The organism is Pseudomonas idahonensis (genome assembly GCF_037903935.1).
GTDB classification, from domain to species: domain Bacteria; phylum Pseudomonadota; class Gammaproteobacteria; order Pseudomonadales; family Pseudomonadaceae; genus Aquipseudomonas; species Aquipseudomonas danubii.
The window spans coordinates 2,678,652-2,703,071 of the sequence record NZ_CP149586.1 but is presented as its reverse complement, the minus strand read 5'-3'; the positions used below and the strand labels follow the sequence as shown (position 1 = coordinate 2,703,071).

Sequence of the window (24,420 nt, the reverse complement as noted above, 5' to 3'; positions counted from 1 at the left end):
GCAGTCCAGACGTTTTAATACCGGCAAATTCTATTCAACAGGCAAGACCTTTATCATTGCGAAATTTCCTACATAACTACGGAAAGTCTCTGCAATAACTTGGTAACTTGCCTGAGCAGGATGCACAGATACCCGCAGTTCAAACTGCACTGCCGAATATCAATATTGCCGCTTTGCCATCTTTCAGAGAATCAGCCCATGGCGCTTGGCGAACTCTGCCAGGCCAACTTGCGAGCCCTGACCAAGCTTTTGCAACAAGCGAGCCTTGTAGGTGCTGACGGTCTTGTTGCTGAGAAACAGCTTCTCGCTGATGGCCTTGTTGGAATAGCCCTGAGCCAAATACTGCAGCACGATCATTTCCCGATCGGTCAGTGAGCCAATCAGCTCGGTCTCGGACAACTGCTCGGCAGCCGGCTTGGAAACATCGTTCACCAGCGAAGGATAAAAGGTATAGCCGGCCAGCACCGCATTCAGCGCCACCACCAGGTTGCTCAGGTCTTCTTCCTTGTTGACGAAGCCTCTAGCGCCAAGCTGGATACAGCGCTTGCAAAAGCTTTCGACAGACTGCGATGTCAGCACCAATACCTCGGTGGGCAAGCCCAGCGCCTTGATCCGGGACAGCACCTTGAGGCCATCGAGTTTGGGAATGCCGATATCGAGAATCACCACACTCGGAACATGCTCGCGCACCAGTTCTATCGCATCCAGCCCGTTATCGGTTTCGCCCACCACCTGCATATCGTGCTTTTCCAGTAGAACCTTCACCGCCAATCGAACGACGGGATGATCATCCACTATTAATACGCTGTGCATAATGTCATTTCACCTTATAACTTGCCGCCAGGCAGCAACTGCGAGGGCGCAAATTCCTCGGATTTGACCCGACTTACAAGTGGTTATTGACGATCATTGGAAAATTCAGACGCTCTGGTTTTTTCATTAGGAAATTTCCTACAAGGCATGAGGATACATCTAATGGACCCGTATCAAATGGCTTAAGCAAGATATCCGACGAGTCAACAACACGAGCCAGCAATGCAACACCTGAACGTTCTAGTTTTGGAAGATGAGCCCCTGCAACGCCTGGTCACTATCACCGCGTTAAGGAAGGTAATACCCGGCCAGATTCATGAAGCCATCAGCGGCAGTCAGGCATTGGCGCTGTTGGAAAGTTGTGAAGCCATCGACATTGCCATCTGCGATTTGAAAATGCCCGGCATGGACGGCCTGGCTTTCCTTCGTCACGCCAGTCACAGCGGCAAACTGCGCGCGGTCATCCTCTGCAGCCAGATTGACCTGGCGCTGCGCAACACCACCGTGTCCATGATCAAGCGCCTGGGTCTGCATTTTCTTGGAAGCCTGAGCAAACCCTTCAACCTGGAGCGTCTGACCACCTTGCTGAAGCGATACCAGTCCCTGCGGCATGACCTGGCCAGCCCGCTCAAGAGCATCGCTCTACCCACGCTGGGTGATGTGTTGCGCGGTCTGGACAACGGAGAGTTCGAGCCCTACTACCAACCCAAGGCGGCACTCGATACCGCTGCCGTGCTGGGCGCCGAAGTCCTGGCTCGCTGGAACCACCCCCAACTGGGGGTGCTGCCGCCGTCACACTTCCTGAACATCATGGAAGACCACAACCTACTGGATCGACTGTTCTGGCAATTGTTCGATCAAGGTCTGGCGCTGCGGCGCAAACTGGCAAGAAACGACCTACCGCTGAATTTTTCCTTCAACTTGCACCCCTCACAATTATCCTCCGCGACTCTGACTGAATCCGTAACGTCCTTGTTGGCGCTCTTCCAGGTGCCTTCAAGTTGCATCACCTTTGAAATCACCGAAACCTGTGTGATGGGCGCTTGCGCGTACAGCTTGGAAAATATGGTGCGCCTGCGGCTCATGGGCTGCGGTTTGGCCATGGACGATTTCGGCGCCGGCTTCGCGTCTCTGGAACGGCTCTACGAACTGCCCTTCAACCAAATCAAGTTGGACCGCAACTTCGTGCGCAAGATGAAACATCACCCCGCAAGCAGCGCCATCATCCGCTATACCTTGGCCCTGGCGGGCTCCCTGGGAATGTCAGTGATCATCGAAGGAGTGGAAACCCCTGAACAGCAGGAGCAACTATTGAAGTTGGGAGGCTCGATTGCCCAAGGTTTTCTATTTGCCCGCCCCATGCCGGAAAGTCACTTCATCGCCTATTGCAACAAGCCCTCAAGTCCCCCCACTAACGACATAAATTGATAGGCCAAAGCAACCCGCGACAGCTACTATTTTCACTCTGTATTTTCAGCGCTCTCGACTCAACTAAGCCTTCCTCACTTTCTGAAGAGACCATGCACTCACGACTTATCTGGCTACTTGCCTGCTTGGTGACCATTGCCGCTCAGACGGCAGCGGCCCAGCCACCCCTATTGCCCAATGCGCTGTATAGCGAGGTGCGCCTCGATCACCACGAACTGGTACTTGAACAAGAGGACTGGCACTGGCTACGGCATAAGTCGGAGTTGAAAATCGGTGTGGTCGCACAAGAGTCGCCTCCCTTCAATGTCGATTACAACGACAGTCACTACGAAGGCATTACGGCGGACGTCAGTTCATTGATCGGGCAGATGCTCGGAGTCGGCATGAAGGTGGTTCCCTTCGCCACCCGAGAACAAGCCCTACAGGCCCTGCAGGCCTCCGCCATCGACTTGATGGGCAGCTACAACAGCCCCGGGCAATCCAGCGATGCCGTCAGCTTCACCCGACCGTTCGCCGATGGGCGGTTGGCCTTGTTCAAGCGCAACGCCGAACTGCGCCAGTCCCCGGCAAACCTGGCCGGACTGCGGGTTTCCGTCGTCAAGGAACACAGCGGCGAAGCGCAGGCGCGCTTTCCTCGTGCCCGCTTGATGATCTACCCCACCCATAACGAAGCCATAGCTGCGGCGGCATTTGGCCATGCCGACATGTACCTGGACGATGTACTGAGCGCCTACTTCCAGATCAACCGTTCTTACTACGGCTTCCTCAAGTTCGAGCGCTTCGCTGACCTTGCCACGGGTGGTTATGGCTATGCGATCAACAAGGACAACGACCGTCTTCAGCGCATCCTTGACCGAAGCATCGAGGCCATTGGCAAGGAAAAACTGAGCCATCTGAGTCAACGCTGGGTCGGTAGCGGTTTCGTGCCGACCAACGAAAAAATTGTTCTGACTCCAGAAGAATCACGCTGGATCGGTCGTCACCCGGTGATACGCCTGATCATCAACGATGACTTGGCGCCCGTGGCGTTCTTCGACGCCAACGGAGTGTTCTCCGGAGTTGCCGCCGAACTGCTGGAGATCATCTCGCAGCGCACCGGTCTGCATTTCCAGGTGACTGTGCGTAATGGCGGCTATCCGCAGCAGATTGAAGCCTTGAGCAACTCCGAGGCGGACATCGCCATCATGACGGCAGGCCCGCAGCGCGAGGACAAGCTACGTTTCACCCGGCCCTTCTTGACCAGCCCTTTTGTCCTGGTCACACCCAGTGGCAGCAAGGACAAGGGGCTGACCGCCGAAGACCTGGCAGGCAAGCGTCTTGCCATTCCATCAGGTCACGTGACCCTGCAACACGTCCGCGAGCTTTATCCGAGCACGCAACTGATCGAGGCCGGCACCACTCTGGACGCCATGAACAAAGTCTATGACGGCAGCGCCGATGCCGCCCTGGTGTCATTGCCAGCCGCTCGCTACTACATTGTCCGCCTGTTTCAAAATCGCCTGGGCATCGCCGACCTGATCCACACCAGTCGGGCAAACGCCAGCTTTGCTCTGCGGCGCAGCGACTCCGAGCTTCAGTCGATTCTCGACAAGGCCCTGCTCAGTCTACCGGCGGACGATCTGAACGCGATCGCCAACCACTGGCGCTCACCACCGGGCATGAGTGGCGAAACCTGGCGCGACTATGCGCTGCTGATCGCCGAAATCATCGCCGCCGCGGCGCTCCTGCTGTTGCTGACACTGGCCTGGGCCTTATATCTGCGACGTCGGATCAAGGCCGAGAAAACCCTGAATGAGCAATTGCGCTTCATCGAGGCCCTGGCCGAAAACATGCCCCCGGTTCTCTACATTCGTGACATGGACGGCAAGATGCTCTCGTGCAACCGCAGTTACCTGCAGAGTGTCGGCCTGACCGCCGACCAGGTTCTGCACAAATCCGTGCAACAGCTGCCCAAGGAGCATTTCTGCGCTGAACCCGACCTGCATCACAGCTACCTGCAAGCCATACGCGACGGTCAGACCATCAGTTCGGTGTACAAGGTCAAGTTGCAGGGCAAGGATGTCTGGATCGATCACTGGATCCAACCCTTCCAGGACAACAATGGCGTCACCAAAGGCGTTATCTGCGGCTGGCTGGACATCACCAAGCATCGGCATCTGGTCCAGGAATTGAAGGAAGCGAAGAACCTGGCCGACCAGGCCAGTCGCACCAAGACCACATTCCTGGCCACCATGAGTCATGAAATCCGTACGCCCATGAACGCGATCATCGGCATTCTGGAACTGGCGCTCAAACGCGCCGATAGCGACCGGATCGAGCGCTCCAGCATTGAAATCGCCTACAGCTCGGCCAAGAGCCTGCTGGACCTGATCGGCGATATTCTCGACATCGCCCGCATCGAGTCGGGACGTCTGAGCCTTTCGCCCAAACGCGCCAACCTGCGCGAGCTGGTGGAATCCATAGCCCGTGTGTTCGAAGGTCTGGCACGCCAGAAATGCCTGAGCTTCATCCTCGAAATCGACTCCAGCATCAATTGCGATGTGCTGGTAGACGGCATGCGCTTCAAGCAGATTCTGTCCAACCTGATAAGCAACGCCATCAAGTTCACCGAAGCCGGCTTCATTAAAGTGAGCATCAGCGGCGATCTGGTGGAGAACTCGTTGCTGCAGGTCAAACTGCGCGTCGAAGATTCAGGGATAGGCATATCTCCAAGTAACCAGCAGCGGCTGTTCCAACCTTTCGCCCAAGTCGAACGCAATGTCCTGAATACCGAAGGTACCGGCCTGGGGCTGGTGATCTGTCGCTCCCTGTGCGAAATGATGGGCGGCACTGTTTCAATGAGCAGCACCCTGGGCCAGGGCACCCTGGTGGAGGTGGATCTTCGCCTTCAAGTGCTGGAGCGCCTGGCCGCCGTAGAACCTGCTCCCAGCATCAAGCGACGGCAGATGTACCGCCTGCAGATTCTGGTGGTGGACGACCACCCGGTGAACCGTCAGGTCCTGGGACAGCAACTGGCGTTTCTCGGGCACGACATAGTCGAGGCGGAAAATGGACAACAGGCACTGAAGACCTGGCGCGAGCACGCTTTTGACCTGATCATCACCGACTGCCACATGCCCGTCATGAACGGTGCCGAACTGGCCCGCTCAATTCGCCAGGCTGAACGCGACACGCAGGACGAACCGATCGTGATCATCGGCCTGACGGCCGACGCCCAGCCCGAGGAAGTGGAACGCTGCATCCAGGCCGGAATGAATGACTGTCTGATCAAGCCCATCAGCCTGGATGAACTGGAGGCGCGCCTGTTGGCCCTGGGTCAAGTCGAGGAAGAAGAACGCGCACCCCTGCCGCCCGAAGAACGCGTCAGCAGCCAATCCCCACAGGTATTCGATCTGGAGTCGTTGCATACCCTGGTGGGCAGCGAGCCGACCATGCTGCAGCACATCCTGAGCGAATTGCTCAGCAACAATCGCACCGACCTGCAGACCCTGGAGACACTGCTGCGCGACCAAGCAACAGCGGAACTGTCCGAGTTGGCGCATCGCATCAAAGGGGCAGCACGAGTCGTCAAGGGCGAGCAACTGGTGGAAAGCTGCAGGCAATTGGAAGACGCCTGTCAGAGCCCGGACCTGAACATGCCCCTGGTGAGCGACTGTGTTGAGCAGGTTAAACAGGCCATCGTGACCCTTGAACAGCAGCTGCTTGAGCAGTACGACGGATCGGCACCACTGGCCGGGTGATATCGAGGAGAACGCACGGACTGCCCCGCTTCAGCGGGGCCAAGGTGATTTTCAAAGGCGCTGAGCGGCGCTGACCGCGCCAGTGAGTCGACCGCTGCAATGGCAGCAGGCTCGGCCGGCTTGGTGGCCAGGTTTGACTCATTGATCGCGGATTACCGGATGCCCGGTAGCCCCTCAAGGACATAGGCCGCCCCCACTCTTTTCCCAGGGGTGGCACACAGAAAAAAATCGGCAAGAAACCCGTAAAACGCAGCACCAACGCCTGCTAAACTCCCGTCCCCCAACCCACTTGAAGGTGACCACAGGTCCTGGTCACCCATTGAAAGGACTCTCCCATGAACAAGCTGATCTACAGCCTTTTTGCCTCGACACTGGCCCTGTCCGTTGACGTCGCCCATGCCGCCTCCGTGGCCGAAGTCTTCACTGGCGACATGCTGGGCACCAATCAGCGGTACTTTGAATCCGTCGCCGGAATCCCTCGGGAATCCTTCGGCGATGAGCACAAGTTCAAAGTCCAGGGCTGCAACATCACCGCCACCATAGAAGGCGGCACAGTCAGCAAACTGCGCATGGAGCTGACGCCCAAATGCCAGGCTGACCTGACCCAGTTCGTCGACACCTTCGCCCCCGCTCCCGGCAAGCCGCTCACCGTAGGCGCGTTCACCGAATCGTCCGGTGGCGGCCTGAGCTACAGCGCCAGTTGCCTGAGCATGTGCGGCAACGCCGCCGACCCTTCCGTCTACGCCCACTGGGAAGGCCCACGCGCCATAGGTTTCAGGGAGGTGCTGCTGGAGGTGGTGCTGGTCTCGGATGCCGCGCTCAGCGCCGCCGACCAGTGGGAGTCGCAGATGCGCAAAGCAGAAGGCGAAGACTACGTGATGGAAACACGCTTCAACTGCGACCAGAAATACAACGCCGCCGCGCAGAAGGCCTTTGAAAAGGTGCAGGTCAACGCGGTCACCATCGGCACCGGGCTCAAAGCTTCCGGTTGCTGACAGTCAGCACCAGAGGCCACCCGGGCTCTGTAAGAAAAGTTTTGAGACGAAGGTCAGACCGTTTTCAACGCAGCATCACCGAGTATCAAGGCTTTTCGTACAAAGCCCAGCAGCCGGAAGTGGACAACGACCGGCTGCGACACTGCCGTCTCCACTCTCAACCCACGCCCCCCAAAAAAAATACGCCCAAAGGATGGAGATGAAACTCTGGCCCCTCCATGCAGGCACGCGCCGGCCCTGGTACGTAAAGCTGCTCTGGATAGCGCTGCTGTTTGGGCTGGTCACGCATTGGGACATCGCATTGCCAACGGTGAATGTGCACTACTCCCAAGCCGGCCGGGATGAGCTCAGGTACATCTGGAATGTCCAGGATCGGATTGATAAAGGAGGAATGCTTCCCGGAGGCGGCGCAACCGATCATGGCGTGCTCTTCCGGGACGACGAGTTCTTCATGGAGTTCTCGTGGTGGAGCAAGAACACGGGGCGTAATCACTGCATCAGCATCACCCCGCAATGGCCCAACACCCATATCTACCTGAACGCCGACGGCGACATCGACAGGCGAGAAAAGAGCGGAACCGATGGGCACCGGTTGGCGGAATGTCGCTGGGATCGGGCCAAGCCTTAGGTCGGTATCACGGGCGCAACGGTAACGGCAGCCTGTGTGACCGGTAACCATGGTTTTTTGGCCGGCGATGCCCCGTCATCTGTTTGCGGTGGCGGCTTGAACTGCCGAGTGGCCAGGCACCTGAGAAGGCGAATGTCCCGCCTCCGCTGTTGGCCGTTTCTCAGTCGAGGCGCTCGATGGCGCGGGCAAGGTTGACGCGGGCTTGCTGTTCGAATGCATCGAAGTACGGTGCGGTCGTATAGATGCGCCCGCGTGCCAGGAAGCCTTCCAGGACCTGGCGCCGCTTTCGGCGGTACACAAACAGAGGCACATATCGGTACTCGCGACGGACTTGGCGGTCGTACTCCTCAAACCGCGCGGCCGATGCCCCAAGGATCGCCAGATCCGTGTCCACCAACACGGCCTCGTCTGCCGAGGCTGGAGCGCCGTCGTGTCGCGTCACCATGATCAGGCCGTAAAGCCTGCGTCGGGTTTCATCGTCCAGGCCGCTATCGCGTGCCACGTCGTCCAGCCATTGTGCACTGCGCAGCTCGTTGTCGCTGCGAAGGGGGTCGTATATGGCGTCATGAAACCAAAGTGCGAGGTCGACTTCAGCGGGGGCGTGGCAGGCTGCGTTGATGAGTCGGCGCACCTGGAGGCATTCCTGCAAATGCTGGCAGTTGTGATACGCACGATGGGGCTCGCGGTAGCGTCGCAGGAGCTCTTCGTAGGTTTCTCGCGGCGGGCAGCCGGCGCCAAGCTCCGCCCAGAGGCGAGTCCAGGCGGCGAAATCCACACCATCAGGCACCTCAGGGGCACCGTGCGCGCCGGCCGGAAAGAGACGGTGCCCTTCTGGCGGTTTCGTCATCGCTCCTCCTGCGTATCAATGTAACGCTCTACCCAATCGATCAACGTCGGTGCGGCGAAGGCCGTCGGCAGCAGTGGCCGCGCCGTGGTGGACAGCGTGAACGCCCCCTGGATAAAGCATGTAATGCCCGCCACCAGCGCGTCGAGCCCTCGGACGCGGCGTCCGCGTTCGGCGAATCGCTGCCGGAGCAGGCCCTTGAGAAGCTTCATCTGCGCCGCTAGCACAGCCTGATAGACCTCACGCACGTCTGGGTCGTGGGCCGATTGCTCGCCGATCATCACCCACGCCGCCACCGCATCGGGCTGCGCGTCCGAACCGTAGGCCAGGTGTGCTGCAATGTAGGCCTGAAGCCTTTGCTCGGCCGTCTGGGCCGTAGCGGCCCGGGACTCGTAGCGCTGACGGGCGTAGCCGGCCAGTGAGTCGACCAGTGCCACCAAGATCTCGCGCTTGTCCTTGAAGTGGTAGTGCACGAGGCCAGGCGCTAGCTCCGCGTGCCGGGCGATGGCCGCTATGGTTGCGCCTGCGTAGCCAGCCTTGGCCATGACGGCCTGGAGTGCCGCCACGATCTGGCCGCGTCTTTCATCAGTGTTCGAGCGCCGTGCCATGTCACCTTCCCAATGTTGGTTGCGCGACCAGCTTAGCATTGACATCGACCCCGTCGCACCCTAGCTTTCCAAATATTGGTTATTAGACCAATTTTGGAGATCACGATGAATTCCTTCGCTGAAAAACTGGTGGCCGGGGCCACTGCTCCGTCGGCCTCGGTCGAGCTACCGCTGGGTGAGCAGGTACGCTGTGTGTTGGTCCACGAGTTTCTTTCGGCCAGCGAGTGCGAGGCGTTGATAGAAGCCACGCAGAAGTGCGGGTTCGCCAGCGCAGGGTCTGACTACCCGTCCTCCTACCGCGATAATGACCGGATCGTCACAGACGACCCAGCTCTGGCCGGGCGACTCTTCGAACGCTTGAAGCACTGCGCCTTGCGGATGCCGAGGCTGGGGACGGTGATCGATGAGGACGGCTGGCGTCTGGTCGGCATCAATGAGCGGCTGCGCTTCTGCCGCTACCGGCCCGGCACCCAGTTCCGTGCCCATCAGGATGGTGTACACCATCGCCAGCGCCAACAGTCACGCCTGACCTTCATGATTTATCTTAACGACGATGCATTCAGCGGCGGAGAGACCGTGTTCTTCGAGGGGCGGTCCGCAGCCATGTCGAACCGGAATTCCACGCTCAGGCTGCGCCCCCGAAAGGGCAGCCTGATCGTATTCGACCACACACTCTGGCACGCCGGCGCCTTAGTGGACGCAGGCCAAAAATACATCATGCGCAGTGACCTGATGTACGAGCCACAGCATGCGTTGCACGTCGACGGCCCCTTCCAGCCGGGCCACCGCGGTTACGTATGGGCGCTTGCCGACCTTGGCGACAAGGGCTTTGCAAGCGCCGGGCGTGACGCAACCATCCGGCTGTGGGATCGCGAGGGCCGCTGCCTGGGTCAGCTTGACGGACATACACAGTCCATTCTGGGTCTGGTGGAAGTGGCGCCTGGCGAGCTGGTTTCTCACTCGCGAGACCGTACGATCCGGCATTGGTCCTTGGCGAGCGGCAAGTCAAGGTTGGTCGGCACATCGGATTCGGCCGTCCTGTCCTCGGCAAGGTTAGACGCTGGCCGCTTCGTGACCGGGGCTGCTGACGGTCGCCTGACAGTCTGGAACCTGGCGACAGGTGCCGCGGACAGGCGTCAGGCCCACGCCTGCTGGGTCTGGGCGATCGCACCTACGGGCGACGGCGGTTTCGCCAGCGCATCGGAGGACGGAACCGTCAGGCTGTGGCAATCCGAGGAGCGGGACTGCGTACAAGTGCTCGATCTGGGCCGCCCCCTGAGGACGCTGGCGAGCTGGATCGACGCCGATGGCAGCGTCACCTTGGCCGCTGGTGATCTTGACGGCGCGGTGCACCTGCTAGCGACCGAACCGATGCTGGCGCTCCTGGATTGCCTGGCCGCTCATGACGGGCCGGTCCGGCGCGTGCGCTTCGAGGCGCGACACATACTGCTGACCTGCGGCGAGGATGGATTCGTCAGACGCTGGAACCTGCCCTCACGGCAAGGGGCGATCATCGGCTCACACGACAACTTTGCAACCGATGTACTCCCCACCCGCTCCGGTCGCTGGATCAGTTGTGGGTATGACGGCCGGATATTGGTGCATGGCGACAAGGGCTAGGACGCCCTACCCCTGCACCACCCAATACCCGTGCTTTCGAGCGCACATATCGCACCGATAACCAAGACCGCGACCAGTCATGTGGCCCGATCAATGGCCGGACAGACCGTGGCCAAAGGTGCAGTCAGCACCGTTGCGGGTTTAGCGGCTACGGGTGGAGTTTCCAGCATGACGGCAGAAAGCTTGAGGGTTAAAAACCCACAAAATCACATTAATCTTCACAAGAAAAAACAGGCACAACATGGACGATATTTCTGATTTTACCGAAGCCGAATTCATTTCCTTCGTCAAAAACATACGGATCGTCAACAAGGGCGGGACGGACGATGAGCTGGGTGAGTTACTTGAAAAGTTCAGCAGACTCGCAGGCCATCCAGATGGCTACGACCTGATTTTCCACCCTGAACTCGGTGCGGATAACTCCGCCGAGGGAGTTACTAAAACAGTGAAGGAATGGCGGAAAGCCCAGGGGCTGCCGGGATTCAAGAACGACTGATTGAAGCGCTTACCCACATAAAGAGACACGCTCATAGTTAAAAACGGCCATAAGCAGACGGTCGTGATCTGTTGCCTCTAACGATTGGCAGAACTCGCCCAGTATCCACCGATGATCAGCGCTGGCGTTAAAACCAATATGGGGGGCATTCCCGGGGTGCAACCGCAGTATCTGCCGAGCAGAATTCGCAGAGAACCCCAACGGTCTATCCTTCAAGACTTGACTCCAATTGATCAGGGCTGATGTATGGACTCTCTCTGGATCGCACTGGCCATTTTTGGGTGCCTCGTTGCTGCCTCGCTTCTCATGATGCAGTGGTACCCAAAGCTGGCATCCCACCACAGGGATGAAGACACCAACTCCGTAATTCGTCTAGTAGCCAACATTTTTGTGGTTATGACATCGCTGGTCTTTGGTTTGATGATCAATTCTGCCAAAAACACTTTCGAGTCCATTGATGCAAACTTCCATGGGTATGCAACCAGCATGATCATTTTTGATCGGACACTGCGAGGCTATGGCGATGCGGCACAAGACACGCGAAACCGTCTGATCATCTATCTTGAGCGCGCTATCGAGACCCCGTATCGGGGAGACGAGGCGCTGCAGCATCGTAACAGCGAGGCGGCTAAACACCTGGATGATATAGGCAAGTCTTTGGCTCTTATAAAGCCCCCGGACCGCTACCATGAAACGATGCTTCAGGATATTCGTCAGCAATATCATTCGCTCATCGAGCAACGCTGGAGGATCGTAGAGCAGTCAGAGGGAGCGATTCCTGGTCCGCTTATTGGGATGCTTGCTGCCTGGTTGACGCTCATTTTCGCCAGTTTTGGATACCGCGCTCCCCGTAATTCGATGGTGATAGGAATGTTCATCATCTCGTCATTGCTCATTGCGGCTTCCGTTTACCTTGTTTTGGACATGGACGTGCCATTTCATGGTCCTATCCAGATATCCGACGAGCCCCTGCGCAGGGCCCTCGCAGTAATGCAGCTCTAGGGGCGCGTAAAGCTCTGGCGTTCTGATTCGCGGCCTCGAGGCGGACCAAGCCGAAGTCCGTTTCTGGCCGGTAGCTGCCTTTCGCTAAGGGCCACTATGGGTCGATAGCTGTCTCCCGTGAACGTCTGCTTTTTGGCCGATTGCTGCCCGTCAAGAACGGCACTAATCGGCCAATAGCGGACGTTTAGGCTAGAGAAATAAATCTCTCCGTGTCTCTTGGGGCAACCACTACAGTTCAGCTTTCATGTTGAAACGCGGGTTTCAATTTTTACTTGGGCTCTTCACACCGCCTGGGCCGGAAGCAGACAGCTGTCGAGATGGGGTTCGGTAGCCGAGCTAAAGAGCCTCCTTGCCTTTCTGCGCCTTTGGCCAACAGGTCGCTGGTATGATCTGCGTCCGGAGCCGCCTGCTGGAGCGCGGTGTGTTTGAGCACAGGAAGTCCCATGAAAAGAATGCTGTTCGGTGTGTGTCTGCTTTCACTGGCCGGTTGTGTCAGCTCGCCCGATACCTCCTTCACCCAGGCCACCCCAGGTTGCAAAGCGGCCACCTCTGAGGTCAATGGGAAACCGGTCACGACGCAGTTCTGCATCAAAACCATCGCCTTCAAACCCTCACAATACCGAGTCACTGTTAACGACCAGGTTCTGTTCACCGGTACTGACTACCAACGCGTCGCCTTTACCAAAGCCATCAAGGAAGGTCTGGCCAAGGGCACATGCAACGAGCTGATCGAGTTGCAGGGCTCCGGCTCGACAACAGTGCCATTGAACGAGTTGCCCACCGAATTGGTGGCAGGTTGCCGGATTACGGCAGACGCGGCCGGTAACACCCAAGCCTTCAGCAAAGACGACGCCTGCGACAAGGTGTTCTACAAGTCGCTGGCGCCGTTGCTGGGCAAGGTGATGCCGGCTGAAGTAGCCCGCCAATGCAGCGTGACGGTGGGCGAGCAGACCGTGTTTGACCAACGTTTCAACTTTTAGAACAAGGCACTGGAGCAGAGGGGTAGATTTCCTTTCTCTGCTCTAGCCGATACCCGCCTCTCCGCTGTCCCTGCGCCACCCACCACCAGAACGGCGGAGCCCTAAGGTAGTTTTTAAAAGTCAGTGAACGGGTCCGAGGGCAACGGCAGAGGAATTGCGTCGCCTTTTTTCGTATCTTCAGAACTCAATCGGGGTTGCTCAGAGTCAACCTGACGTACATAAGGTACGTAATGAATGCTCAACTAAATAAATACCGAACAACTAATAGCCAGGGAAAGCTCAGGATGCGTCACTCAATAATTAACAGCTTGATTGCTGTCAGCTTTGCCATAACATGCTCCGGCTGCACATCATATACGTCCAAGCCACCAATCAATGAACACTTCGAACCCAGAACAAAAGAAACCATCTCCAGCTTCACTTATAAAATGGACTCTGCATGGAAAAACAGCCGCTTCGCAAAGAGCGCATACGAAGCAACACAGAAAATCATTCCAAATGCACAAGACAATAGTTCAAGACTTATAGCTCCACGCCTTCCTGAATTAGAAATAAAAATCTCCGAGATTCCATCTGGCGGCGCTTGCGTACAAGAATACTTAACCAGCTTGAGTCTTGGCTTGATTCCTAGCTGGTGTACAAGACCCAACCTATTCAGGTTCGATTTCACACTGAACAATAGTCACGGTTTTTGCAGACAGAAATCCTACTCCATAAGTTCAATATCGTTCTCACACCTCGCAGTAATCCCATTCGCCCTACTCAGCACCAAAAGCAAACCGTTAACTATTTATCAGGCAGCGTTAAAAGACTTCCTTCAAGAAGGTCAATGTACAACGCGCTAACACGCTCTGTTCGACCTAGGAGAGGGAGCCACTTGCAGTGACAGCAGCCTAAAAAAACCTCCAACTACTATCAACCCACAGAACAGAGCACCCGCACCCAGGGTCGGGACACCGAATCCCATACTGACGGAACTTGCAACAGAATCAGTCGACCATTACCTGAAACGTAAAGCATATGAAATGCCATCAACCACTCACTTAACCCAGCCCATGTATTGACCGACAGACCACAGCAAAAGAAGAACCCCCAATAGAACTGCACCTGCTCGGTACCAGACCACCAGCCTCCTTCTAAGGCCTCGGGGAAAGTTATTGATATCTTCGATGCTTGCGCCCCCATCACGGATGTACATCGCAGGCCAGGCAATCACTCCAACAATACTCCCCATTAGAAACAGCCTCCCCGCTGGCCCGGCGCTCTTGAGCGAAGCTCTATTAGTGCCGAGCGGGACATGGGCTGCTCGACAATATGAAACCCCGGCTCGACGCCCTCCTGAAGGGCCGCCTTGGAAGCAGCCAACGGGCTGACCAGCGCATTGGCCGCCTGGGCTTTTTCCGTGAGCGCCGGATCGGCCAGCAGCGTGGCCATGCGCAACTCACCCACCGAGCCATCGGCGGGCGCGAAGAGCGAGCCGCCGAAAGTATCGACAAGGGTGCCGCCATGGCTGCTGAGGCTGCCCACATGGGCCAGGGGCCGGCCATTGACCAGCACAGAAGGAAATCCTGTGGTAATCACCGCGCCGCAGACACAGACATCACCGACCCGGGCCGCACCCATGCCGTTGATGATGACGTTGCTGGAGGCGGTAACGATGGGAGTGGTGCCGTGCCCCGGCATCGGGCAGACATGGCTGTCGCCCAGGCGAGAAGAAGCGATCATTGGGCACCCTGCGCTATGAGTGAAAAAGCCTCCCATCCGGGAGACAGGGGACCCTATCGCAGGAGTTCGGGCATGGCCCGAAGGTCATTCTTAAAAGTCAGCGAACAGAGCTGAGGCCAACGGCAGAGGCAGGACAGCAGCGCAGGGTCGATCTCTGGAAAGTGCTCCGCTCAAGCAAAAAGGCGACGCATTGCGTCGCCTCTTCGTTGCCTCAGTACTCAATCGAGGTTACGCCGGATCAGCCTGCCCCAAGGTTCTATCACCCAAGGTACGCAGCAGATCGAAGCCATCACTGAGCAACAAGCCGATGGCAAAGCGTATCTGGGAGAGGTCCTGCGGACCAGAAGTGCAGTCAAGGATCTCCAGCAGGTTGCGGGCTGCGCCGATGCGTTGCTGAGCGCAGGTATACAGATCGGCCAACGAGGCGTTGGCGTCCAGATAGAGGACGGGATGGTCGGTGTCGTTGCGGGTGAGCGGGATGGGGTTGCAGGTATGTGTGCGGGTCATTGGTGAAACTCCATGAGAGACAAGTCTTTACCGCCGTCAAACAGCCAAATGGAATCGGCTAAGAGACGAGGTTTATGCCCATAGTTTTTTGGCCCGCGATGACCAGTCACTGAGCTGCGGTGACGTGTTGGACTATAGAAGTGATATTCGCTCGATGACAGTTTCTGGGTAAAAGATCGTTCGGTTTATCGTTTCAAAAACACACAGTGATCAGCTTGTGACAGGCTACCTTTGCCCGGAAGCAGCCTCTGACTAATGGCCGCTTTTGACCCATAACGGTCTTTCGCTTTTGACAGTCTGAAAGTTTATGTAATCTCGCGAAATCCGTTCGCAAAATCGTTGTAATACCCGGGATACCTTTATGCAGACTGCTCAAACTAGGCTACTCGCGCTTGCACTGATAGAGATCAGGACGTTGCTTGCAGATTATCTGGGCAGTGATGTAGATGCTCCAATGAGCGTCCGTGTTGCGGCCCATATGGCCTATGCACTCCACAATGAGGCGGGGGCTACATACAGCAATGCTGACTTTCAACTCGACTGTGCGACCCAGAAAATAGCCGCAATTGATCAGATTCTTGGTGTTTCGGATGGAGCCGCATTGTTGAGTAGATTTGACGTCGAAGACAAAATCAACCCGGATGACGCCCAACCTGGATGACCGTTTCTGGCCGATAGGTGCCTCTCGCAAAGGGCAGCTACCGGCCAAAAGCAGACGCTCGATTTCGTCTGATAACAACTCTGAACTGCCCTTCGTGGCAGATAGCAATCGGCACAAAACAGCGTTAACCGTCGAACAATGGCTAAGAAATCTGATCACCTATCACTACGATAGATACTCCGAACGTTACGCTAGATAGCCGGGTAAGCTCAGCCAATGCCCGCAAAGGGGCAGGCAAGTCGTAAAGTCTTAATGGATTCAGTGGACGGTATTGCAGCTCATATCCGTTTAAGGCTTGGTGTGCATCGCGATGGACGTCCGACCAGTCATATGCAAAGAATCCACGTTTGGCAAAGGCAACGAAAGCGTTTGCGCTAGACATGGAAGTGACCAGATTTACATCGGACACCTCCGGCAATGAACAGACCCATTCTTCGGAGTGCTCGACGGCCGGAATTGCGGAGTCAGGAATCGGCCCCAGACCAGCCGTAGTGAAAAGCGCAACCTGCCCGATGGTATCAGTGGCGATCCATCCAACATCAAAGCCATGAAGAACGAGGGGAGTAACCATTGGCACCTACTTAGAAAAAAGAGGCTAGTTTATTTTTAAACTCTAGTTTCACAGATCTGAGTGTGTAAAAGCGCGTCGGCGAATTGCCAAGCCGGGAAGAAATGCGACGATATTACCTTCCCGTTCTAAATGTCCCTTCCCGGCCGAAAGCTACCTGTCAGAGTTGCAGCTTTCGGCCAAAGGCGGCCATTAAAATGCGCTGACGACAGTCATGGAATCACAGTTATTTTTCATTCCCGAGAGCTTCTTTTAGCTCTTCAAAAACCGCGCACTCGGTAAGTTCGGCGATCTTCATTAGCGTTTCCATTTTTTCAAAATTGCTTTGGTAGGAAAGTGGGAATAATGTTTTGCCTTCATGAGCGATTTGATGTCTTGCTTCTAAAAGCGTGCTCAGCGTTGAGGTAGCTTCATCTCTTGTTAATTCTTGCGACTGCCAATGATTTGAAATTTTACTTATGCCTAGTGCGTCTTTGAAAAGAAGATCTATGTTTTTTGTATTCGGCGTATTGAACCTACCTAGTGATTCGTCGAATTTTTGTTTCGCGATAGTTTTTAATATACTGCTCCCCTCGGAATTTTCGACTTGCCGAAAGGCATGTCTTGCAAGATCTTCAATAAATACTTGCCAAAAGGCGATCAGCTGGAATATGTATGATTGATTCAGAAATTGTATTTTTAGCTCGAGCCTTTTAGTTTTGCTATCTATTAAGTCTTTTTGGATATGTTGGATGTATTTTATCTTTACTAGGTTTTTACTAAAGATGTGGAGCGGTGTGTATTCAAGGTCGAGAATAATTGACATGGTTCGCACTGCCAAGGAATGGATTTTTATGTGTTAGCTGGAACGTTCCCTGTCCATTTGGAGGAATGGAAATTTCCGACGTGACAAGAAGATTCTGACCTAGCCTTACAGGGAAGTGAATCTCCGCTGATTTTTTAGACGTATCGGGCGGTCTGCTTCTGGCCGAAAACAGCCCACCACGAGAAAGCTTTTCAACCCATAGCTTTCATTGAATGAAGGTCACGAAGCTGGTTTCAACTTCGACGCATGTTGGCGGGAGCGTATTGACCAACATGGCGGCCTCGTCGCCTTGGTTAAGAAAAACCAGGAAGTCCCCGGACTCAAACTCGATCCTAAATCCGACTAGCCGAGATACCTGACCATTGAGGGCATCGAGCATGCCCTTGACCTCGAGAACTTTCTCGCCTTCGAGGTGGGACGCTGATAACGCTGCAAGGAGGTTTTCCCTCTTCCAGGCGCAAGTCACGCCAGGCTCTATCTCGAAGGAAACGGGCGTGTTGATGGGGAATATGTCAGCCCCAACACTCTCACCATCACTCAAGAGGTACATGGATATCACCTCTTGCTCGCCGAAATGCCATTCAATAGAACCGACATCTCCCAGACTCCTTTCTCCGTTGAAATAGTACTGGTCATGCATCAGCGCGCTCAGTCGCTTACCCACCAGCAAACGTGCCCTGTGCAAGTCTTGAGCTGCTCTCGTATGAGAAAAGCAATAGCGGCTATCCATTAAGCACCTCATGTACGTCGGACGAGGGGCAGTCCACTGCTGACCGAAAACTGCCGCTCAAGGACGATGCCGTTGAGTCGATAGCAGCCCCCTTCTGCATTCGACCAGAAACAAGGGTTGGAAAACGCTACAACGAATGGCAGCCCACCCCTACCCCTGCGCGACCCAATACCAAACCGCTCCCCCCTCAAAGGCCGGCATCACTTCCCCCTGTGCAAAGCAGCGCCGCGACTCCGGCTGCGCCGGGGTAAACCAATAACCGGCCTTGCTGCAGGACTGCCCCGCCACCACCGGCGCTACATGCTTCGGATCGCTCGGCCGAAGGTTCCTCGCATAGGCCACCAGATCCTTGGGATAGACCCTATGCTCGACCCCGCTGTCATCGATGCCATAAAGGAAGGCAATGGCAGCCGCCTCGAACGCCCAATACCCGCAATAGCTGCCTTCGTCCCCTTGCAGGTGGCTGTCGTGCCAGGGCGCTTGCTCGAACGCGGGGTACCAGTCGTCACAGTACTGCTGCAGAAGGTCGCTGGCCTCGGTCGGGTCGTCGGCGTAGATGGCTTGTATCAGCGGTGTGTAGACGTCGTGGTACCAGTCATCGACGTCATATCGATCGGGCAGCAGTTTGCTCAACAGGTCTTCGTAGAGGGTGTCGTCCCCGGCGTAGCCTGCGGGGTCGATCAGGGCCACGAAGCGTTGGAGCAGGTCGGCGCGGTGCAGCAGGATGCACAGGCTGAAAACCTGGACGCACTCTTGGTACTGATCGAGCCAGTCGTCAATCGCCAAGGGGGTGATGTTAGGAATCTGGTTGTACTCGGCCAGTTTTTTTTGCAGGTGTTCGTAACTGTCCACCAGGGTTTCCAGCAGGGGAATCAGCAGGTCGATGCTGTGGCCGGCGGTGTAGCGGATGAGGATTTCCTTGAAGATCCACTTCTGGAAATGCCGGGCCCTGAGGGACTTTTCCTGGGCTTCGGAGTCGGACTCAAAGGTGTTTTCGGCAAAGAATTCCACGCTGTGCTGGTAATTGCTGAAGAAGTTCTCCAGGCGCGCTGCGCTGAGGAATGCTTGTCGTCTGTCCTTGATCATGGGTCTTCCTTGTCTGAACGGCGCCCGCTCCAGGCCCTGCCCGCAAGCGCGGCAACGGCAGTCACCAGTCTAAAAAACAAAGCCCGCGACACAAGGCGCAGGCTGGATAAGGTTGCAACAGGTCGAGCCGGATCAGTCACCCAGCCCTTAGAAGTTCGCCGGGGTGTTGGCGCTGATGATTTCCGCCTCATCCTGGCCAATGTTGCGAAAGCTATGAGGCAAGGTGGTGGGGAAGTAATAGCCATCCCCAGGGTTGAGCACGCTGACTTGCCCGTCCACGGTCAACTCCACGGTGCCGCGGGTCACCAGCCCGCACTCCTCGCCTTCGCTGTGCACGATGGCTTCTTCGCCGGAGCTGGCGCCGGGAGCGTACTGCTCGCGCAGAAAGCGCATCTGCCGGTTGGCCACCGGGGCACCGATCATCAACAGACGCAGGCCATCGCGACCCAGGTCCGGCTGTTCGTTGGCGCGGAACACGTATTGGTGCTCCCGGGGCGGCTGGTCGAAGGTGAAGAAGTCGGCCAGGGACATGGGGATGCCTTCCAGCAGCTTTTTCAGGGAGCTGACGGAGGGGCTGACGCGGTTCTGTTCGATCAGGGAGATGGTGGCATTGGTGACGCCGCTACGACGGGCCAGCTCGCGCTGGGAGAGTTTGTAGCTTTCGCGAACGAGTTTGAGTCGGGTGCCCGTGTCCATAACAGCCTTATGTGAGAAGTACTTAAGGGTATTTTTGCGGCGGTTGGGTCGCGAGGATCGCGATTTGGCTGCCCTGGAGCCTGAAAAGGCGGCTATTTAAACATGTTTGACAGGCAAGCTGTAAAGGCTGGCGATGAGGGGTGCAGCGGGGGAAATGTGGGCGCTGTCGGGGGCGTCGGGAGGTCCTGCGGACCTCGTCGCAGCCTGCGGCAGCGGCTACAGGGGAAAGCTGTAGCCGCTACGTGCATTCAGATGCCGAAGCGGTCGCGCAGGGCGTAGTACGCGGCGCCCATGGCGGTCAGTGGGGCCTGGAAGGTGCGCCCGCCAATCATCGGCATGTGCGGCAGGGAGGCGAAGGCGTTGAAGCGTTCGGCGTCGCCGCGGATCATTTCGGCAATCAGCTTGCCGGCCAAGTGCGAACAGGTGACGCCGTGGCCGCTGTAGCCCTGCATGTAGTAGGCGTTCTTTTCGATCCGGCCAAATTGCGGCATGCGTGACATGGTCAGCAGGAAATTGCCGGTCCAGCGGTAGTCGATCTTCACGTCCTTGAGCTGGGGGAAGGTCTTGAGGATCTTCGGCCGGATCAACTGGTCGATGTCATCCGGTTCCCGGGCGCCGTAGACCACGCCACCGCCGTACAGCAGGCGGTTGTCGCCGGTGAGGCGGAAGTAGTCCAAGAGGTAGTTGCAGTCTTCCACGCAGTAGTTGTTGGCGATCAGGCTGCGGGCCAGTTGTTCGGGCAGTTGCTCGGTAACCACGATCTGCGAACCGCAGGGCATGCTCTTGCGGGTCACTCGTGGATCGAGGTCTTGCTGCAGGTAGGCGTTGCCGGCGATCAGCAGGTATTTGGCGCGCACCAGGCCCTTGGCGGTACGCACCACGTTGGGTTCGCCGTAGGTGATTTCCACCGCCGCCGACTGTTCGAAGATCTTGCCGCCCAGGCCGATGATGGCGCTGGCTTCGCCCAGGGCCAGGTTCAGCGGATGGATGTGGCCGCCCTGCATGTCCAGCAGGCCGCCGATGTAGTTCTTGGTGCCGACTTCGCGGTCGATCTGCGCCTTGTCGAGCATCTTCAGGTTGTGATTGCCCAGGCGCTCCCAGTTGCGTTTCTGTTCCGCCAGGCCCTTGAGCTGCTTGTTGTTCAGGGCGGCGAAAATGCCACCGGGGCGGTAGTCGCACTGGATGTCGTAGTGCTGGATGCGCTGGCGGATGATGTCGGCGCCTTCGAAGATCATGCTGCCGAGCACTTCGGCGCTTTTTTCGCCGTAGCGTTCTTCGATCACGTCCACGTCGCGGCTGTAGGAGTTGACCAGTTGCCCGCCGTTGCGCCCGCTGGCGCCGAAGCCGACCTTGGCCGCTTCCAGCACGGTGACGCTGTAGCCCGCTTCCGCCAGGAACAAGGCCGAGGACAGGCCGGTGTAACCGGCGCCGATCACACAGACGTCGCACTCCACACTCTCTTCGAGTGGCGGGTAGTCGGTGGTCTGGTTGCGGGTCGCGGCGTAGTAGCTGTTCACGTAGGTTTGCATGAGAAATTCCCCAGCGGGTACGGGCCCAGGCCCGCCGCCGCTGTTGTTATAAGAGTTAGAGCTTGATCCAGGTCGCTTTGAGCTCGGTGTATTTGTCGAAGGCGTGCAGCGACTTGTCGCGACCGTTGCCGGACTGTTTGAAACCGCCGAACGGCGCGGTCATGTCGCCACCGTCGTACTGGTTGACCCACACGCTGCCAGCCCGCAGGCCACGGGCAAAACGGTGGGCGCGGCTGAGGTTGGCGGTCCAGACCCCGGCCGCCAGGCCGAAGATGCTGTCGTTGGCGATCTGCAGCGCTTCTTCTTCGGTATCGAAGCTGATGACCGACAACACCGGGCCGAAGATCTCTTCCCGGGCGATGGTCATGGCGCTGGTCACGCCGTCGAAGATCGTCGGCTCGACATACAGGCCGCCAGTACTTTCCAGGGTGCGGACGCCACCGGCCAGCAGTTGGCCGCCCTGCTCCTTGCCGATCTCGATGTAACGCAGCACGTTCTCCAGTTGGCGCTGGTCCACCACCGCGCCAACCCGGGTTTCGGGATCGAGGGCATGGCCCGGTTTCCAGCCCTTGAGGGCCTCCACCAGCAGCGGGATGAACTGTTCGCGGATCGAGCGTTCCACCAGCAGGCGCGAACCAGCGGTGCAGACTTCGCCCTGGTTGAAGGCAATGGCCGCAGCCGCCGCTTCGGCCGCTGCGCGCAAGTCCGGGGCATCGGCAAACACCACGTTGGGGCTCTTGCCACCGGCTTCCAGCCACACCCGCTTCATGTTGCTTTCGCCGGAGTACACCAAGAGTTGCTTGCCCACGGCGGTGGAGCCGGTGAAGGCCAGCACGTCCACGTCCATGTGCAGGGCCAGGGCCTTGCCGACGGTGTGGCCGTAGCCCGGCAGGACGTTGAACACACCCTTGGGGATGCCGGCGTCCAGGGCCAGCTGGGCGATGCGGATCGCGGTCAGCGGCGACTTTTCCGACGGCTTGAGGATGAACGAGTTGCCCATCGCCAGGGCCGGGGCGAACTTCCAGCTGGCCATGATCAGCGGGAAGTTCCACGGCACGATGGCCGCCACCACGCCCGCCGGTTCCCGGGTCACCAGGCCCAGCTGGTCGTGAGGGGTGGCCGCCACTTCGTCGTAAAGCTTGTCGATGGCTTCGGCGTTCCAGCGGATGGCGTTGGCCGTGGCCGGAATGTCGATGCTCATGGAATCGCCAATCGGCTTGCCCATGTCCAGGGTTTCCAGGAGCGCCAGTTCTTCCTGGTGCGCAAGGATCAGGTCGGCGAAGCGAATCAGGATGCGCTTGCGCTCGGCCGGTGCCTTGCCCGACCAGACGCCACTGTTGAACGCCTGGCGCGCCACGGCCACCGCACGATCGGCATCGGCCTGATCGGTGCTGGCGACGTTGGCCAGAAAGCGCCCGTCCACCGGGCTCAGGCATTCGAAGGTGGCGCCGCTGGCGGCGGCGCAGTACTGACCGTCGATAAAGGCACGGCCTTCAAGGCTGAGGGACTGGAAGTGCTGCTCCCAGTCGCTGCGGGATTTAGTCATGGCAAATACTCAAGGCAGGAAATGACACGGTCATCAGACCGTGTGCAGGTACCAGTTGTATTCCAGGTCGGAGATGGAGTTTTCGAACTCCGCCAACTCGCTTTCCTTACAGGCCACGAACACGTCGATGTACATCGGGTCGATGTACTTGGCCATCACTTCACTGTCGTCCAGTACGCGCAGGGCGTCCCGCAGGTTGGTGGGCAGGCTTTGTTCGTTCTGCTCGTAGGAGTTGCCTTCAACCGGCGCGCCCGGGTCGATCTTGTTGGTCAGGCCGTGATGAATGCCCGCCAGTACCGAAGCCATCAGCAGGTAAGGGTTGGCGTCGGCGCCAGCCACCCGGTGCTCGATGCGCACCGCATCGGCAGAACCGGTGGGTACGCGCACGGCCACGGTGCGGTTGTCGATGCCCCAGGTCGGCGAGTTCGGCACGTAGAACTGCGCGCCAAAGCGGCGGTAGGAGTTGACGTTGGGGCACAGGAAGGCCATCTGCTCGGGCAGGGTGTCGAGCACGCCGCCGATGGCGTGGCGCAGGGCTTCGTTGGTTTCCGGGTCTTCGCTGGCGAAGATGTTGTTGCCCTGCTTGTCGAGAATCGAGATGTGCACGTGCAGCCCGTTGCCCGCCTGGCCTGGGTAAGGCTTGGCCATGAAGGTGGTGTCCATTTCATGGTCGTAGGCGATGTTCTTCACCAGGCGCTTGAGCAGTACTGCGTAGTCGCAGGCTTTGATCGGGTCGCTGACGTGGTGCAGGTTGACTTCGAACTGCGCCGGGGCGCTTTCCTTGACGATGGCGTCAGCCGGAATGCCCTGCTCTTTCGCGCCTTCAAGGATGTCTTGCAGGCAGTCGACGTATTCGTCCAGATCGTCGATCAGGTAGACCTGGGTGGAATGCGGACGTTTGCCGGAGATCGGCGAACGGGGCGACTGTGGACGGCCGTTCACGTTGTCCTGGTCGATCAGGTAGAACTCCAGCTCGAAGGCGGCGCAGATGGTCAGGCCCAGCTCGTCGAACTTGGTCACCACCTGGCGCAGCACTTCGCGGGGGTCGGCGAAGAATGGCTGGCCTTCAATCTCGTGCATGGTCATCAGCAGTTGCGCGGTGGGACGCTTCTGCCAGGGCTCGACGCTCAGGGTGCCGGGGATCGGATAGCAGATGCGGTCGGCGTCGCCGATGTCCAGGCCCAGGCCGGTGCTTTCCACCGTGGAGCCGTTGATATCCAGGGCAAACAGCGAGGCGGGCAGGTTGATGCCCTTCTCGTAGACCTTGTGCAGCGCGGTGCGCTCGATGCGCTTGCCGCGCACCACACCGTTCATGTCTGCAATCAGCAGATCGACGTAGAGAACCTCGGGGTGTTTTTTCAGGAAGGCATTGGCTTCATTGAGTTGAATGGCACGCGGGGGGACCGACATGAT

20 protein-coding genes and 1 pseudogene are annotated in these 24,420 nt (G+C 57.7%); 9 read left to right on the top strand and 12 right to left on the bottom strand.

The window, feature by feature from the left end; all coding sequences use genetic code 11:
• Positions 1-183: 183 nt before the first annotated feature.
• Complete coding sequence (locus WIN67_RS12315; protein WP_102879957.1) at positions 184-813, bottom strand: response regulator transcription factor; 630 nt, start codon at positions 811-813, stop codon at positions 184-186.
• A gap of 222 nt (positions 814-1,035) precedes the next feature.
• On the opposite strand from WIN67_RS12315, the gene WIN67_RS12310 reads away from it, so the two are divergent.
• The 4 genes from WIN67_RS12310 to WIN67_RS12295 all read left to right on the top strand — a co-directional run bounded on the left by WIN67_RS12310 (position 1,036) and on the right by WIN67_RS12295 (position 7,604).
• On the top strand, positions 1,036-2,241 hold the full coding sequence (locus WIN67_RS12310) for an EAL domain-containing response regulator (protein ID WP_110652976.1): 1,206 nt from the start codon (positions 1,036-1,038) through the stop codon (positions 2,239-2,241).
• A gap of 92 nt (positions 2,242-2,333) precedes the next feature.
• A complete protein-coding gene (locus tag WIN67_RS12305; RefSeq protein WP_339071359.1) occupies positions 2,334-5,981 on the top strand; it encodes a transporter substrate-binding domain-containing protein in 3,648 nt (1,215 codons plus the stop codon).
• A gap of 335 nt (positions 5,982-6,316) precedes the next feature.
• Positions 6,317-6,976: a hypothetical protein gene (locus WIN67_RS12300; RefSeq protein ID WP_339071358.1), complete on the top strand. Its 660-nt coding sequence runs from the start codon at positions 6,317-6,319 to the stop codon at positions 6,974-6,976.
• A 199-nt stretch (positions 6,977-7,175) separates the two neighbouring features.
• Positions 7,176-7,604: a hypothetical protein gene (locus WIN67_RS12295; protein WP_339071357.1), complete on the top strand. Its 429-nt coding sequence runs from the start codon at positions 7,176-7,178 to the stop codon at positions 7,602-7,604.
• A 160-nt stretch (positions 7,605-7,764) separates the two neighbouring features.
• On the opposite strand, the gene WIN67_RS12290 is transcribed toward WIN67_RS12295, so the two are convergent.
• On the bottom strand, positions 7,765-8,451 hold the full coding sequence (locus tag WIN67_RS12290; RefSeq protein WP_339071356.1) for a hypothetical protein: 687 nt from the start codon (positions 8,449-8,451) through the stop codon (positions 7,765-7,767).
• Positions 8,448-9,056 carry a TetR family transcriptional regulator gene (locus tag WIN67_RS12285; RefSeq protein WP_339071355.1) on the bottom strand — a complete coding sequence of 203 codons (609 nt, stop codon included), beginning with the start codon at positions 9,054-9,056 and terminating at the stop codon, positions 8,448-8,450. Before WIN67_RS12285 ends, WIN67_RS12290 begins: the two co-directional genes overlap by 4 nt.
• Before the next feature lie 105 nt (positions 9,057-9,161).
• On the opposite strand from WIN67_RS12285, the gene WIN67_RS12280 reads away from it, so the two are divergent.
• From WIN67_RS12280 to WIN67_RS12265, 4 genes are all read left to right on the top strand, one after another.
• Positions 9,162-10,676 (top strand): 2OG-Fe(II) oxygenase, encoded by a 1,515-nt coding sequence (locus WIN67_RS12280; RefSeq protein WP_339071354.1) that lies wholly within the window; start codon positions 9,162-9,164, stop codon positions 10,674-10,676.
• A gap of 241 nt (positions 10,677-10,917) precedes the next feature.
• On the top strand, positions 10,918-11,172 hold the full coding sequence (locus tag WIN67_RS12275; protein WP_123393036.1) for a bacteriocin immunity protein: 255 nt from the start codon (positions 10,918-10,920) through the stop codon (positions 11,170-11,172).
• Positions 11,173-11,418: 246 nt separating this feature from the next.
• Complete coding sequence (locus WIN67_RS12270) at positions 11,419-12,174, top strand: DUF4239 domain-containing protein (protein WP_110595887.1); 756 nt, start codon at positions 11,419-11,421, stop codon at positions 12,172-12,174.
• A 443-nt stretch (positions 12,175-12,617) separates the two neighbouring features.
• Positions 12,618-13,154: a hypothetical protein gene (locus WIN67_RS12265; RefSeq protein WP_339071353.1), complete on the top strand. Its 537-nt coding sequence runs from the start codon at positions 12,618-12,620 to the stop codon at positions 13,152-13,154.
• A gap of 1,350 nt (positions 13,155-14,504) precedes the next feature.
• Here the strand turns inward: WIN67_RS12265 and WIN67_RS12260 are convergent.
• Positions 14,505-14,879: pseudogene (locus WIN67_RS12260) on the bottom strand (PAAR domain-containing protein); the annotation flags it as partial.
• A gap of 228 nt (positions 14,880-15,107) precedes the next feature.
• Positions 15,108-15,386: a hypothetical protein gene (locus WIN67_RS12255; RefSeq protein WP_268562257.1), complete on the bottom strand. Its 279-nt coding sequence runs from the start codon at positions 15,384-15,386 to the stop codon at positions 15,108-15,110.
• A gap of 361 nt (positions 15,387-15,747) precedes the next feature.
• Here WIN67_RS12255 and WIN67_RS12250 point away from each other — a divergent pair, with 361 nt between their 5' ends.
• Entirely contained in the window at positions 15,748-16,047 is a 300-nt protein-coding gene (locus WIN67_RS12250; protein WP_339071352.1) for a hypothetical protein, read from the top strand.
• A 794-nt stretch (positions 16,048-16,841) separates the two neighbouring features.
• Here the strand turns inward: WIN67_RS12250 and WIN67_RS12245 are convergent.
• The 7 genes from WIN67_RS12245 to WIN67_RS12215 all read right to left on the bottom strand — a co-directional run bounded on the left by WIN67_RS12245 (position 16,842) and on the right by WIN67_RS12215 (position 24,417).
• Entirely contained in the window at positions 16,842-17,420 is a 579-nt protein-coding gene (locus WIN67_RS12245; RefSeq protein WP_339071351.1) for a HEPN domain-containing protein, read from the bottom strand.
• 205 nt (positions 17,421-17,625) lie between these two features.
• Positions 17,626-18,150, bottom strand: a complete 525-nt coding sequence (locus WIN67_RS12240) for a hypothetical protein (protein ID WP_339071350.1) — start codon at positions 18,148-18,150, stop codon at positions 17,626-17,628.
• 150 nt (positions 18,151-18,300) lie between these two features.
• The gene (locus WIN67_RS12235) at positions 18,301-19,236 is read right to left on the bottom strand and encodes a PoNe immunity protein domain-containing protein (RefSeq protein ID WP_339071349.1); all 936 of its coding nucleotides are present in this window, start codon (positions 19,234-19,236) and stop codon (positions 18,301-18,303) included.
• Positions 19,237-19,383: 147 nt separating this feature from the next.
• Positions 19,384-19,932 (bottom strand): cupin domain-containing protein, encoded by a 549-nt coding sequence (locus WIN67_RS12230; protein WP_015635120.1) that lies wholly within the window; start codon positions 19,930-19,932, stop codon positions 19,384-19,386.
• Positions 19,933-20,180: 248 nt separating this feature from the next.
• On the bottom strand, positions 20,181-21,461 hold the full coding sequence (locus WIN67_RS12225; RefSeq protein ID WP_306392676.1) for an NAD(P)/FAD-dependent oxidoreductase: 1,281 nt from the start codon (positions 21,459-21,461) through the stop codon (positions 20,181-20,183).
• A gap of 55 nt (positions 21,462-21,516) precedes the next feature.
• On the bottom strand, positions 21,517-23,007 hold the full coding sequence (locus tag WIN67_RS12220) for an aldehyde dehydrogenase (RefSeq protein ID WP_339071348.1): 1,491 nt from the start codon (positions 23,005-23,007) through the stop codon (positions 21,517-21,519).
• A 33-nt stretch (positions 23,008-23,040) separates the two neighbouring features.
• On the bottom strand, positions 23,041-24,417 hold the full coding sequence (locus WIN67_RS12215) for a glutamine synthetase family protein (protein ID WP_110595901.1): 1,377 nt from the start codon (positions 24,415-24,417) through the stop codon (positions 23,041-23,043).
• Positions 24,418-24,420: the final 3 nt, after the last annotated feature.

Coding starts and splice junctions, on each gene's coding strand:
- WIN67_RS12240 (WP_339071350.1), bottom strand. CDS start 18,150: ATGGATAGCCGCTATTGCTTTTCTCATACGAGAGCAGCTCAAGACTTG.
- WIN67_RS12265 (WP_339071353.1), top strand. CDS start 12,618: ATGAAAAGAATGCTGTTCGGTGTGTGTCTGCTTTCACTGGCCGGTTGT.
- WIN67_RS12315 (WP_102879957.1), bottom strand. CDS start 813: ATGCACAGCGTATTAATAGTGGATGATCATCCCGTCGTTCGATTGGCG.
- WIN67_RS12250 (WP_339071352.1), top strand. CDS start 15,748: ATGCAGACTGCTCAAACTAGGCTACTCGCGCTTGCACTGATAGAGATC.
- WIN67_RS12270 (WP_110595887.1), top strand. CDS start 11,419: ATGGACTCTCTCTGGATCGCACTGGCCATTTTTGGGTGCCTCGTTGCT.
- WIN67_RS12285 (WP_339071355.1), bottom strand. CDS start 9,056: ATGGCACGGCGCTCGAACACTGATGAAAGACGCGGCCAGATCGTGGCG.
- WIN67_RS12220 (WP_339071348.1), bottom strand. CDS start 23,007: ATGACTAAATCCCGCAGCGACTGGGAGCAGCACTTCCAGTCCCTCAGC.
- WIN67_RS12300 (WP_339071358.1), top strand. CDS start 6,317: ATGAACAAGCTGATCTACAGCCTTTTTGCCTCGACACTGGCCCTGTCC.
- WIN67_RS12225 (WP_306392676.1), bottom strand. CDS start 21,461: ATGCAAACCTACGTGAACAGCTACTACGCCGCGACCCGCAACCAGACC.
- WIN67_RS12280 (WP_339071354.1), top strand. CDS start 9,162: ATGAATTCCTTCGCTGAAAAACTGGTGGCCGGGGCCACTGCTCCGTCG.
- WIN67_RS12245 (WP_339071351.1), bottom strand. CDS start 17,420: ATGTCAATTATTCTCGACCTTGAATACACACCGCTCCACATCTTTAGT.
- WIN67_RS12310 (WP_110652976.1), top strand. CDS start 1,036: ATGCAACACCTGAACGTTCTAGTTTTGGAAGATGAGCCCCTGCAACGC.
- WIN67_RS12275 (WP_123393036.1), top strand. CDS start 10,918: ATGGACGATATTTCTGATTTTACCGAAGCCGAATTCATTTCCTTCGTC.
- WIN67_RS12295 (WP_339071357.1), top strand. CDS start 7,176: ATGAAACTCTGGCCCCTCCATGCAGGCACGCGCCGGCCCTGGTACGTA.
- WIN67_RS12255 (WP_268562257.1), bottom strand. CDS start 15,386: ATGACCCGCACACATACCTGCAACCCCATCCCGCTCACCCGCAACGAC.
- WIN67_RS12290 (WP_339071356.1), bottom strand. CDS start 8,451: ATGACGAAACCGCCAGAAGGGCACCGTCTCTTTCCGGCCGGCGCGCAC.
- WIN67_RS12230 (WP_015635120.1), bottom strand. CDS start 19,932: ATGGACACGGGCACCCGACTCAAACTCGTTCGCGAAAGCTACAAACTC.
- WIN67_RS12305 (WP_339071359.1), top strand. CDS start 2,334: ATGCACTCACGACTTATCTGGCTACTTGCCTGCTTGGTGACCATTGCC.
- WIN67_RS12215 (WP_110595901.1), bottom strand. CDS start 24,417: ATGTCGGTCCCCCCGCGTGCCATTCAACTCAATGAAGCCAATGCCTTC.
- WIN67_RS12235 (WP_339071349.1), bottom strand. CDS start 19,236: ATGATCAAGGACAGACGACAAGCATTCCTCAGCGCAGCGCGCCTGGAG.